The 11,813-nt window shown below is 71.6% G+C and carries 12 protein-coding genes; 5 read left to right on the top strand and 7 right to left on the bottom strand.

Translation table 11 applies throughout. The features are described 5' to 3' along the window. Positions 1 to 173 precede the first annotated feature (173 nt). Positions 174 to 734: a hypothetical protein gene (locus ABZS42_RS08450; protein ID WP_355143369.1), complete on the top strand. Its 561-nt coding sequence runs from the start codon at positions 174 to 176 to the stop codon at positions 732 to 734. A 2-nt stretch (positions 735 to 736) separates the two neighbouring features. Here ABZS42_RS08450 and ABZS42_RS08445 read toward each other — a convergent pair whose 3' ends face one another. Genes ABZS42_RS08445 through ABZS42_RS08415 form a run of 7 tightly spaced genes read right to left on the bottom strand, consistent with a single transcriptional unit; the run spans position 737 to position 9,120 of the window. Further along, positions 737 to 1,336 (bottom strand): hypothetical protein, encoded by a 600-nt coding sequence (locus tag ABZS42_RS08445; RefSeq protein WP_355143288.1) that lies wholly within the window; start codon positions 1,334 to 1,336, stop codon positions 737 to 739. 11 nt (positions 1,337 to 1,347) lie between these two features. After that, positions 1,348 to 2,517 carry a M23 family metallopeptidase gene (locus tag ABZS42_RS08440; RefSeq protein ID WP_355143287.1) on the bottom strand — a complete coding sequence of 390 codons (1,170 nt, stop codon included), beginning with the start codon at positions 2,515 to 2,517 and terminating at the stop codon, positions 1,348 to 1,350. Beyond that, positions 2,514 to 3,062: a hypothetical protein gene (locus ABZS42_RS08435; protein ID WP_355143286.1), complete on the bottom strand. Its 549-nt coding sequence runs from the start codon at positions 3,060 to 3,062 to the stop codon at positions 2,514 to 2,516. Before ABZS42_RS08435 ends, ABZS42_RS08440 begins: the two co-directional genes overlap by 4 nt. A 6-nt stretch (positions 3,063 to 3,068) precedes the next feature. Continuing rightward, positions 3,069 to 5,006, bottom strand: a complete 1,938-nt coding sequence (locus ABZS42_RS08430) for an MFS transporter (protein WP_355143285.1) — start codon at positions 5,004 to 5,006, stop codon at positions 3,069 to 3,071. Position 5,007: 1 nt separating this feature from the next. After that, the gene (locus ABZS42_RS08425; protein WP_355143284.1) at positions 5,008 to 8,379 is read right to left on the bottom strand and encodes an ATP-binding protein; all 3,372 of its coding nucleotides are present in this window, start codon (positions 8,377 to 8,379) and stop codon (positions 5,008 to 5,010) included. Positions 8,380 to 8,428: 49 nt separating this feature from the next. After that, complete coding sequence (locus ABZS42_RS08420) at positions 8,429 to 8,791, bottom strand: hypothetical protein (RefSeq protein ID WP_076467128.1); 363 nt, start codon at positions 8,789 to 8,791, stop codon at positions 8,429 to 8,431. Between the two features lie 14 nt (positions 8,792 to 8,805). Beyond that, positions 8,806 to 9,120: a hypothetical protein gene (locus ABZS42_RS08415; RefSeq protein ID WP_076467126.1), complete on the bottom strand. Its 315-nt coding sequence runs from the start codon at positions 9,118 to 9,120 to the stop codon at positions 8,806 to 8,808. Positions 9,121 to 9,475: 355 nt separating this feature from the next. Between ABZS42_RS08415 and folP the strand changes: the two genes are divergently transcribed. From folP to ABZS42_RS08395, 4 genes are read left to right on the top strand one after another with little or no spacing between them, the layout of a single operon-like run. Then, positions 9,476 to 10,372 carry a dihydropteroate synthase gene (folP, locus tag ABZS42_RS08410; RefSeq protein ID WP_355143283.1) on the top strand — a complete coding sequence of 299 codons (897 nt, stop codon included), beginning with the start codon at positions 9,476 to 9,478 and terminating at the stop codon, positions 10,370 to 10,372. Next, the gene (folB, locus tag ABZS42_RS08405; protein WP_355143282.1) at positions 10,369 to 10,734 is read left to right on the top strand and encodes a dihydroneopterin aldolase; all 366 of its coding nucleotides are present in this window, start codon (positions 10,369 to 10,371) and stop codon (positions 10,732 to 10,734) included. Before folP ends, folB begins: the two co-directional genes overlap by 4 nt. Then, positions 10,731 to 11,258 carry a 2-amino-4-hydroxy-6-hydroxymethyldihydropteridine diphosphokinase gene (gene folK / locus ABZS42_RS08400; RefSeq protein ID WP_355143281.1) on the top strand — a complete coding sequence of 176 codons (528 nt, stop codon included), beginning with the start codon at positions 10,731 to 10,733 and terminating at the stop codon, positions 11,256 to 11,258. The genes folB and folK overlap by 4 nt, the downstream gene beginning before the upstream one ends. Before the next feature lie 19 nt (positions 11,259 to 11,277). Then, positions 11,278 to 11,805 carry a DUF3180 domain-containing protein gene (locus ABZS42_RS08395; protein WP_355143280.1) on the top strand — a complete coding sequence of 176 codons (528 nt, stop codon included), beginning with the start codon at positions 11,278 to 11,280 and terminating at the stop codon, positions 11,803 to 11,805. Positions 11,806 to 11,813 lie beyond the last annotated feature (8 nt).

Genomic DNA, 11,813 nt, shown 5'->3' with positions numbered 1-11,813 from the left:
ACCTCCCCGAGCAGAGACGGTATCCCAGGTGATGCCCCTTCCTCGGGAGGTGGGGCGGCGGCGTGAGGGTGTCGTCGGTCATCTCACCAAAGGCGAGCGGTCCGTCACGATCCGCCGAAAATTGAGGCATTGGGTATGCGGCCGCCGACCGATAGCCTCAGGACGTGGAATCAGTGCAGCCCCCCGCCGGTTCCCAGGTATCCCGCGTACCGGCGCAGCGGCCCCCCTCCGAGCAGCTGCCACCGGCTCCGGCAGCCCCGGCCCCGGAGCGCCCGCGCAGTCGAGTCCGCACCGTCCTCACCGTCGTCGCGGGTGTGCTCGCACTGCTCTGCCTCGGCGGGGCCGTAACCGGCTACCTGCTCTACGACCGCGCCACCGCCCCGGATCGCAGCGCCCCCGACGTCGTCGTAGCCAGCTTTATCCAGACCTTCCTCAATGAACGCAATGACATTAAGACGGAGCAGTTCATTTGCCGGAGCGGAGAGGATCTCGAAGCCGCGCGCAGCCTCCGACGCGAGCTTGAACAGCGCGAGGCGAATTTCGACGTCCTGGTTCGGGTGCGTTGGGGGCCCCTGACACAGGTCAAAGACGGGGACGGCGAATCGGTGACCACGACCTTGACGATCTCTGGCTCGGCGAATGGCCAATCGCGGAGTAGCCGCCGTGAGGATTGGCGCTTCCACGTCGTGGACGAAGATGGGTGGCGGGTCTGCGGTGCCCAGAAACTTCAGTAGCGCTATTCGATCCACAGCAGGTGCACCGGTACCTCCAGGGTGGTGGGTGCCTGTCCGCGCCAGGCCCAGCGGTACCACTCAGCCTCGGGCGTGACCCGCACGCAGATGTCCCCGTCGGCGCCGGAGTACGTCTCGGTGACCGCGCGTAGGTCGCGGTGCTCGGCCGAATCCACGACGTGCACCACGCGACGACCGGCCACCGAATCCGCGTCGACGACCGGGATGGGGGCCTGGTGACTCGGGCCGTCGAGAGAGACGAGGCGGAGGCCGGGGCCGCGCCCGGTCGGGCTGTCGGCCGGCGCACCGACGACTTCGACCCAGACCCGTTCCACCGGGACCAGGGGCGCGAAGACCTCGATCTGGTCGGTCTCGGCCCGATACCACTCGTGTTCCGGGATGACCGGCACGTACGTCCGGCTGCCCTGCACCACCCGGTCGTCCGCCCGGAGGTCACCGCGCCAGCCGAGCCCGGGCAGACCGACCTGCACCCGCTGGCCGCGTAGCCCGACCCGGGCGGTCGCCGGCACGATCTCGACCGGGCGTGGTGGGCGTGGTGCCCATTCCGGGCGGTCCGCGAACGGGTCGGGCAGTGGTTCGTTCATGTCGGCAGGTTTCACTTCTTCTTGGTGAGGGGCGCGCCCCGCGACCGCATGAACGGCACCGGATCGGTCGCGCCCCGGCTGCGCCGGTCGCCGTCCTCGTGGACCTCGAAGTGCAGGTGCGGTCCGGAGGAGTTTCCGCTGCTGCCGACCTTGCCGAGGACGTCACCGGCGGCCACGCGCTGCCCCTCGTGCACCTGCGGCCTGGTCACCATGTGGCAGTAGCGGGTGATGAGGCCCCCGGAGTGCAGGATGTCGACGAACCATCCGCAGCCGCCCTTTCCGGGATAGCCGTCCACGTCGCAGGTCTCCCGGCCGCTGTTGTCGGGATCGCACTTCGACACCAGCACGCGGCCGGACGCGGCGGCGTGGATGGGGGTGCCCTTCCTCGCGCCGATGTCGACCCCGTTGTGCCCGGGCCGTTGGCTGGTCCGGAACCCGGAGCCGACGCCGCCCGCGATCGGCGCGGTCCAGCCCGAGGCCGCGACCTCCTTGCCGGAGGCCGCGTCGCAGACCTCCTGGCCCGACACCAGCGCGGTCCGGGCCGCCCCACCGGCGAGCGCGTCGACGATCTGGGTGGCCACCGTCTCGTGCTTGGCGTAAGCGTCGGGGAACGCGCTCCTCTGCACCTGCTGAGCGGCCTCCGTGAGCGGCAACTGCTCCCAGTCCGGAATGTCGAGCAACTTCTCGTAGAACTTCCTCGCCGCGTACTCCGGGGTCATCCGGTGCCGCACCGTGCCCCACGCGGCCCGCTGCTGGAACAGGCCGACCGAGTCGTGGTCCGCGCCGACGCCCTCGTTGGGGAGGCCCTGCGAGTCTCCGACGGTCCGGTTCGCCAGGTTCCGCAGGCGGGACTCCTGCATGGCCGTCGCGACCGCGATGACCCAGCCGCGTGGCGGCACCTTCATCTTCTGGCCGGTTCCGATGATCCGGGCCGCGTTGCGGAGCTGGCTGTTGCCGTAGTCGGCCATGCGCGGCATCTTCCCGCTCACGTTGACCTGGAAGTCACCGGTGCACTCGACACTCGCCGGCGTCATCTGCTCCGAGGAGTCTCCGCCGAGTTCGGTGAGGAAGAAGGCGGCCGTTCCTCCGGTGCAGCAGAGCAGCGCCAGTGCCACGGTGAGTGCGCCGGCCAGCGCGCGGAGCGGCAGTCGCCGCCGCCGTGGAGGCTTCCCGTCGTTCATTCCTGCTCCCAGTCCACCGCGTCGACCTGCCACTGCCCGTCCGGTGCGACCAGTTCCAGCCGGAGCCGACCGGTGTCCATCGGCACCAGCACCTCGACGAACGTCTCGGTCCAGGGCCGTAGGGTCGCGCTGTCGGTTACCTGCTCGGCCGGCACCTCATCGGGCACCGCCCCGGCCAACTTCTCGGTGAGCGCGGGCGTCGACAGCGGTCGAAGGCCCTCGCGCCACTCTTCGGCGGTGATGCCCGGTTTGCCGAGCCAGGCCGTCACGAAACGATCGGCGGTCTGCTCCGGATTCAGCTCGCCGGGCCGGGTGACCGGATCGCGTGGATCCCCGCCGGCGATCAATCCGTCGTCACCGGCGTGCGGGTCGACCGTGGTGATCGGTTCGGTCGGCCGGTTGCTGAGCCCGAGGGATGGATCGATGGGGCCCGAGACGAGTCGAGCCGCTCCGATGATGCCGAACACGACCACCGCCAGGGCGAGCGCGATCCCGATACGGGACCGCAGCACCCGGGTGACCAGGAATTCGAGCGCGCGCCGCATCGCTACTCACCTGGCCTCGGTACGGATCCGGGGCGCGGGGCGGTCGGGCGTGCTCTCCGCGGAGCCGGGCCGGTAGACGACGTAGGAGGGACGTTCCTCGGGTACGTCCGGCGCCGTCCAGGCCGGCTGGCCGCGCCGTGGTCGCGGCGTGGCCGGACGGGCGGCGCGGCTCTCCTCGACCGGCGGCGCGCCCTCGGTCCGTTCGCGGACGTCGGCGCGCTGCCGGGCGGTGCCGTCCGGCGCGGTGTGTACCGGGTCTTCGTGCCGGGCCTCCGGCCGCAGCCGCGTCTGCCCCGCGACGACCGCCTTCCGGCGCCCCATGGTGGGTTCGGCCGTGCCGCCGGGCTCGGCCACGTCGAGGCGTGCGGCGGTGCGCATGTCCCGGAAGAAGCGGCGGTGCCAGGAACCGGCCGAGCCGACCGCCTCGCTGCTGTCCTTACCGCCGAGCTGGGTGATCCGGCGATAGGGGCGGAGCAGCAGCCAGCCGACCACGCCGCAGAGCCAGACCAGCACGACCTGGAGCCAGCCGGGGAGGCTCGGCGTGCTCATGATCAGATCCACCGCGAAGAGGTAGACCGCGGCCCCGGTGCCGAAGATGAGAATGTTGAAGATGGCGGCCACCACCGCGTTCCCGAGCCGGCGCAGACCGGCGCTGGCCGGCCTGAGCAGACCGATCGTGCCGAGGATCGGCGCGGCGATCACGGCCCACCGGAAGATCAGGAAGCCGAGCAGCACCAGCAACGATGCCGTCAGGTCGAACATGGCGAAGAGCAGCGACGCGAGCACCGCGATGAAGCCGGCCCCTATCCGATCCATGTCCCGGACGCCTTGGAGGTACTCGTACGCCTCGGGGTCCTCGTCCTTGATCAGTTCCGCGATAGTCATCCACTGCTGTTGCTTGGCCTTGATGACTACGTCACGGGTGGCAGAGTTGGCGCGGATGGATTCCGCTTCTTCCCAGGTCAGTGCCTTCGCGTCGTAAAGTGCGGGGCCATACTTCTTGGCGGTTGCGCTGTCCGCTGAGCCCAGAACGCCGCGCAGCCAATTTCGGTAGAGCATGGCCTCGGTCGCGGTGTCGCTGGCCCGGACCGCAGGCGGCCGGTGATCCTTGCATGCCTCAGGATTTTCTTGGTCATCGCATTGGTCGGGAGGCGTGTCCCTGGAAGCGGGGCCGAGGGCGTCATGCACCACGCCGAGACCGGTGATCAGTGTGCTGTCGGCGACGTTGGCGGACTTCACCGGCCAGGCGGCCAGTGCCGTCACCGCGACCATCACGAGGAGGGCCCAACCCGCCGTCGTCATGGCGTTGCTCATGTCGGACTGACGCGACCGCCAGAGCAGGTAGAGCCCGACCACGCACAACGTGACGATCCCGAAGACGCTGAACACCTTCTGGTAGATGGCCCTGGTCGCCTGCTCCACCAACGGATCGGCCCAGCTCCACATCGACCGCGGGTCCCAGGCCCGCTCGCGCAGGGCGTTGGATGCGCCGACGATCGCTGTCGCGACCATGAACTCGCCGTTGGCGACGGTGTTGCTGAACTTGTAGTCCGGGTGCAGGACAGAGGAGGCGCACCCGCCAATGTCGTAGGTTGTGTAGCTGTAACCGGCGTAGCCGTAGTCGGTGTAGAAGCCCTTCGGGCCCGGCTGCTTCGATGATTCCGGTCGTGAGGCGAACCACCCGGCCAGGCCGGAATCGGGCGTGCTGGGGGTTGGCGGCCTCCGACACTCGATCTCAGTTGTGGCGACTTGCTGGAGCTCCTTGACGCAGGCGCGGAAGTCGGCCTGCCATTCCTCGGTGGTGCAGAGGTCGGCCCGCGCCTGGGCGGCCACCGGGGCGGCGGACGCCGGAGACGCCCCGAGCAACGGCCAGGCGATACTGGCTCCGGCCAGCAGGCCGAGCGCGAGCAGGAACGCTGTGATCCGTGCTCGGGCCCTCGCCATGTCACGCCTCCAGATCCGGCAGGGGGATGCTCGGCAGTACTCCGGCCGCCGCGGCGACCGCGGCGGGCGTGGTGTCGAGGTGTTCCAGCAGCCCGTCGACGTACGAGACGTCGACCCGGACCTTCTGCACCCGCCCGTCGACGTCACGCATGACGAACTCGCGGAAGCCCAGCCGGGTGGCCGATGTGGCCTCGGCGGTGGAGAGGGAGGCCAGGGTGGCCTCGTAGCCGTCGTCGACGGGGACCCGCAGCAGCCGGAGCGCCTCCGAGGCGATCTCGTTGTCCTCGGCGATCCGGCCGACGAAGACGGTCGAGACGAGGTTCTGCACGTCGAGGCCGAGGATGTCGCGCGGGTTCTGCGAGGCGACCAGCGCGGCCAGGTTCCACTTGCGGGAGTCCCGGGCGAGCCGTACCAGGAAGGATCGGCCGGAGCGCCACCCCTCCATGAAGTGCGCCTCGTCCAGGCCGACGAGCTTCCGGGACGACATCGACCCGCCGTAACAGCGGCGTACGGCGAGCCGGTGCGCGGTGTGCAGCATCGGCAGGGCGAGTGCCTCCTCGGCCGACCAGTACTCCCGCTCGATCTTCAGGTCGGGCAGCCGGAGGCCGGCCATGGTGATCACGGTGAGCGCGGCGTCCGGACCGAGCATCCCCTCGGGCGGGCGGCCGAAGAAGAGCATCGCCAGGGGCATCTCGGCGGTGTCCAGCAGGAGGTTCGCGAGTTCCCGGCCGGTGTCGTCGTCGAGTTGGCTGAGCGTGGTCACGACGTCGTCCAGGGTGGACGTCTCCTCGGCGGGCACCTGGCGTACGGCGTGCCGGAACAGCGTGGCGGTGGACGCCTCCCGGGCGACCTGCGGCGGCACCAGCATCATGCAGATGTCCTGGACGAGCATCCGCCGCTCGGCCCGCGCGTTGGAGACCGCGATCTCGTACTCCCGGTCGCCGGCGGCGCCGGTGCCGAACTCGCTGCGCCGTGGTGTCGGGATCAGCGCGTACGGGGCGAGGGTGCCGTGTTCGGAACCGGTCAGGTTGAGCACCCGGGAGTAGGGGGCCAGCTCCGGCATGGCACAGAGCCGGGCGAGCGGGCCGGACGGGTCGAGCAGCGTCACCTGGACGCCCCGCCGGGCGGCGAGGTAGCCGAGCGCACCGAGCAGGGTCGACTTGCCGCCGCCCGGCTCGGCCACGAAGACGGCGAGGCCGGAACGCTCGCGTACCTCCATGGGGTAGTGCAGGTCCAGGAACACCGGCCGCCGGCAGGTGCCCGCGGTACGGCCGATCAGGTCGCCGCGCCGGTCGCCGACGGTGGACGCGGCCTGTGGCAGCGCGGCGGCGAGCAGGGACACCGGCATCCGGCGTACGTAGCCGGTGTTGGCGATCGGCTCGCCGGGGATGAACTCCCGGGCCAGCCAGTCCTGGTTCTTCGGATGTTGCAGCGAGATGCGTAGCTCGCGTGAGTACAGCTGGATGAGCCGGCGTGCCCGCTCCAGGCACTCCTCCCGGGTTCGGCCGCCGACTGCGATGCGGTGCCAGCCGTGTGCCCGGGCCGAGTCGACCGGCAGGCCGGTCGTCATCTCGTCGCCGATCACGAGGGCGCGTTTGGCCAGCCGCTCCAGCTCCGGCGGGGCGTCGATGCCGTGTTCGGCGTAGTCGAGCTGCTGGGAGCGGATCATGCGGAGCCGATGCTCGAGGTTGCGGAACGAGTCACCCGAGCCGAGGATGTCCACCCGGGTCGAGATCTCCATCGGCCAGGGCAGCCGCTCGTGGAAGTGCAGCCAGGGTTCGTGCCGCTCGGGGATCTCCAGCGGCTCCATCCGCCCCACGGCGAGCACCGCGACGTGCCGTTCCTCGCCCGTCATCCGGTTGACCAGCTTCACCGTCGAGCCGTACGGCGTGCGGTAGCGCTCGATCTGTTCGGTGAGCGCGAGCAGGTCACCGCGTTCCCACCGCCCGTTGGTCACCGGGGAGAGCGCCCCGGGAGGCGACATGCCGAGCGCCACCGAGCGGTAGAGGAGCCACTCCAGCTCCTGTGCGGTCACCCGTCGCCCGCGCATGCCGAACGCGCCGAGCACCTCGTCGAACTGCTCGACCGTCCGGCCCAACCGGCGGCGTTCGCCCTCGGCGACGCCCCGGCCGAAGGTTCGCAGCAGCCGTTCGCTGAGGGAGTCGCCGAGGGAGCGGCGGGCGAAGGTCACGCCGAGGTACGTCTGTCCCTCGGCGTGGTTCACCGACATCAGGTGACGCTGCGCCGCGACGAGATGGTCGGCCCAACTCGGCGTGCCGGGCACGTCGGGCAGCGGGGCGGCGGTGTGTGTGTCGACGGTCCGGGCCCACTCGTCGGCCGGGAACGGCCGGGTGGTGCGGCGCAGATGCAGCCGGAAGCCGGCGAGGCCGGCGTACTGCTCGGCGATCGCGGCCAGCAGCGCCTCGCGTTCGGCGTCCGGCCGGAACGCCCAGCGGACCTCGGGCAGCCAGTACCAGGCGGTGACGGTGTTCGGGGTGAAGGTGAGGTGGCCTGCGATTTCGGTGATCGCCAGTTCGACCGACGGGTCGCGGTCACCGAACTTGATCTTCGGGGCCTTCACCCGGACCGGCTTGACCGGCTTGTCCCGCCGTTCGGGCGAGCGCTGCCGGGGCGGCGCGACCTCACGTCCGTTCGACGTCGGCCTGCCGGACCCGGCGGGGTGATCCACCGGCTGTCGGGGCTCGGGCGTGGGCTCAGCCCGGGGTGCGGGCGGTACGGGTGGTGCCTGCGGCACCTGCTCGGCCGCCGGCTCCGGATCTGCCGCCGGGCGCCGCACCGGCAGCCGGTCACCGGCCTGGTGCGGCACTCGTGAGCGGGTGCCTTGCTCCGGCAGCGTCCCGGCTGGAAGGTCGCTCCGGGGGCGGGTCGGTTGCGTGGCCGGCCCGGGCTCCCGGCCCACGCCGGACGACCGGGGCGTCGACGCCGTGACCGGAGGGGCCGGTGCCGGCTCGATCGCGGCCGGTTGCGGTGGTATCGGTGCGTGCTCGCGTTCGGCGCGTCGCGACGGCGTCAGCGGACGGGCGGTGCCGGGGCGTGGAGCGCCGAAGAGGTCGAGGAACGGGGAGTCGATGTCGGCGCTCTCCGCGCCGGTCGCCGTCGGAGCCCGACGCGGCGGCTGGTCCGCCGGGGTGGCCCGTCGGGTCACCGGGTCGGTCGGCGGAACCCTTCGGGCCACCGGGCGGGGCGCCTGGAAGACGCCCACCCCGCCGTGACCGGGTGTGGTGGCCAGCGCCGGATCGAGGGCGTTCTCGTCCAGCTCACCGGTCTCTGGGTAGTCAAATGAACGCGCACGGTGACCATCCGGTGCGGCCGGACGGCCGGCCGGGGAACCCGGCGTGGAATTGCGACTCATGCGACCGCCTCACCCGCATCGTGTGACCGCCCCGTCGGCGTACGCCCGGTCATGCCAGTTCCTCCCGGATCCTGATCCCGGTGCCGACCAGGCGAGGATCGCGCTGTTCGGCGGCGGGCTCCCGAGTGCGTCGCCAGTCCGTCAGCGCGGTGCGGATCACCACTCGCGCGGGTCGGTCCGGGTCGACGTGCCGGAAGACGAATGACGTGCTCACGATGGCGAGCGCGATCTCCCAGGCGGGGAAGAGCTCGACCTGCAACGTGAACAGCCAGTGGATGAACATGTAGAGGGGGACGAGCAGCATGAAGAGCCCGTACTGGGCGTACGGGAGGTGGACGGGAAGGGTGTAGCCGGGGGGCCCGAGGTAGACCAGGCGTGCCCGGTAGATGTCGTCGTCGGTGCGCAGCCGCATGTCGAGCCCGCGCCCTATTCGAAGATCAGGTCGATCAGGTAGTCACCGACGAAGAACAGTGTCGCCGCCCCGGCGATGAAGGCCAGGCCGACGATCGCGATGGCGGAACTGGTCAGCACCTTGGAGATCTCGCCGCGGCTGGCCCGTCCGATGAAGATCACACCGAGGACGGCGAGCAGGATCGGCGCGATCTTGCTGGCGAAGAAGGTGACGACACCGTTGGTGTCGATGCCCTTCGGTGCCGGCTCGGCGAGTGGAGTCGACGCCAAGGCGGAGAGCGCGTGGGCGACGCCGGACGACGCCTGCTCCATGAGCTCGATGGCGATCACTGAAACCTCCCCAAAACGCGGCCGGCGGCGCCGCAGCGGTGCAGTTGGAAAGCCTGCGAGGGTAAATGTCCTTTTTGAGCGCAGCTAAGTTGCCTTGCGTTCGTTACTCACCACGGAGGGTGGCGAGTTTTGGGCGATTTGGTCCCGCTTCGGCCCTCCCTCCACGCTTCGCCATCTCGATGCTGGGCAATTCCACAGCGTACGGGCCGCCCCGGAATGCGACAAGCCACGAAGAGCCTGCCCGATACGACCCGGACGACCGATCGTACATCTGTTTCAATGCGCATGTCAGGGGCGCTGTGTGAGGCCGCCCCGGGCCGTCGGAGGCCCCGCCGACGACCGGTACGGTCTAGTCGTGACCGATCTGGTGCGGGCCCCGGCCCCCGTTGTGGTGGGCGTCCTCAACGTCACGCCCGACTCCTTCTCCGACGGCGGACGGTACGCCGACCTCGACGCCGCCGTCGGACATGGCGTCCGACTGCACGCCGACGGGGCGCACCTGATCGACGTGGGCGGCGAGTCCACCCGGCCGGGCGCCGACCGGATCGACGCGGAGACCGAGGCGGCCCGGGTACTGCCCGTCATCCGCGAGCTGGCCGCCGCGGGCGTGCCGGTCAGCATCGACACCACCCGGGCCCGGGTCGCCGAGGCGGCCCTGGCCGCCGGCGCGGCCGTGGTCAACGACGTCTCCGGCGGACTGGCCGACCCGGACATGGCCCGGGTGGTCCGGGACGCGGGCTGCCCGTGGGTGCTGATGCACTGGCGTGGGCACTCGCGGGGCATGCGTGAGCTGGCCGACTACACCGACGTGGTCGCCGATGTCCGGGCCGAGCTGGCCCAGCGGATCGACGCGGCGCTGCGGGCGGGGGTGGCCGCCGACCGGATCATCGTCGACCCGGGGCTCGGCTTCGCCAAGACCGCCGAACACAACTGGCGGCTCAGCGCGCGCCTGCCCGAGCTGCTCGACCTCGGCTACCCGCTGCTCTTCGGGGCCAGCCGCAAGTCCTACCTGGGCCGGCTGCTCGCCGGCCCGGACGGCACCCCGCGCCCGCCCGGCGACCGCGAGGCGGCCACCGTCGCCGCCAGCGTGCTCGCCGTGGCGGCCGGCGCCTGGGGCGTACGCGTGCACGACGTACGCGCCACCGTGGACGCGCTCGCCGTCTGGCGGGCCACCGGCAGCCCGCGCCTGGTCACTCCGGTCGCCGCGGCCGCGGCGACCGGGTCCGCCACCGAAGGGGAGGGCAGCCGGTGAACGACCGGATCACGCTGACCGGTCTGCGGGCACGCGGCCGGCACGGGGTGTACGACTTCGAGCGCGAACAGGGGCAGGACTTCGTCGTCGACGTGGTGCTCGAACTCGATCTCGGTCCGGCCGCGCGCTCGGACGACGTCGCGGACACCGTCCACTACGGCGAACTCGCCGATCGGCTGGTCGCCGTCGTGACCGGCGACCCGGTCGACCTGATCGAGACGCTCGCCGACCGGCTGCTCGACGTGTGCCTGGCCGATCCTCGGGTGGGCAGCGCGACCGTGACGGTGCACAAGCCGGAGGCGCCGGTGCCGCACGTGTTCACCGACGTGGCCGTCACCATGACCCGCCGGAGCGTGCGGTGACCCGCGCGGTCCTCTCCCTCGGCAGCAACCTCGGTGACCGACTCGTCCACCTGCGCGCCGCGGTCGCCGGTTTCGGCGACGCGGTCCGCCGGGTCTCCGGGGTGTACGAAACTCCACCGTGGGGGGACCCGGACCAGCCCACGTACTACAACGCGGTGCTGCTCGCCGAGGACCCGGCCGCAGGCCCGTACGAGTGGCTGGAGCGGGCCGGCGCCGCGGAGCGCGCGGCCGGTCGGGTCCGTGACCCGCGGCGGCGCTTCGGGCCGCGCACCCTCGACGTCGACGTGATCGCGGTCTGGGGCGACGACGGCGAACCGGTCCTCGGCGACGACCCCGAGCTGACCCTGCCGCACCCCCGTGCCCACCTGCGGGCGTTCGTGCTGCGGCCGTGGCTCGACCTCGAGCCGCACGGCCGGCTGCCCGGTCACGGCCCGATCGCCGACCTGCTGAACACCGGCGAGGCCGCCGTCGACGCGCTGGAACTGCGCCCGCGCCCGGATCTCGCGTTAGAGTCGACGGCATGACCCAGCGGAGCCGGTCGGCATGACGCAGCCGCAGTCCCCGCCGCCGGGCGGCCCGGGGCGGATGGGCCCGACCCGGATCTCCACCCTCGTGGTGGCCGGTCTGGCCGCCGCCGCGGCGGCCTGGCTACTGATCAGCACCTTCTACTACAACGGCATACCTCGGCTGCCCTGGCTGCCGGTGGTCACGCTCGCCGTGCTCGCCGTCCTCGAGGGGTACGCCGCGATCAACACCCGGGGCCGCATCGAGCGCCGGCCGGGCCGGGAACCGGTCAACGCGCTGATGGTGGCCCGGTTCGTGGTGCTGGCCAAGGCGTCGTCGCTGGCGGGTGCCATCTTCGCCGGCTTCTACGCGGGGCTGACCGCCTGGCTCTTCGTCGAGTCCACCCGCGCCGCCACCGAGGACCGGGCGCCCGCGGCCGGCGGGCTGGTCGCCTCGCTCGCCCTGGTGGCCGCCGCACTGTGGCTGGAGCGCTCCTGCCGGGTGCCGGAACGACCCGAGGACGAGCGGGAGCCCGACGACCGAGAGAGCCGCCCCGGCCAGCGCTGACCGGTCTC

It is taken from the genome of Micromonospora sp. NPDC005367, from assembly GCF_040606825.1.
In the GTDB taxonomy this organism is placed as follows: domain Bacteria; phylum Actinomycetota; class Actinomycetes; order Mycobacteriales; family Micromonosporaceae; genus Micromonospora.
The sequence above is the reverse complement of the archived record's forward strand: the minus strand, read 5'-3'. Positions and strand labels throughout refer to the sequence as shown.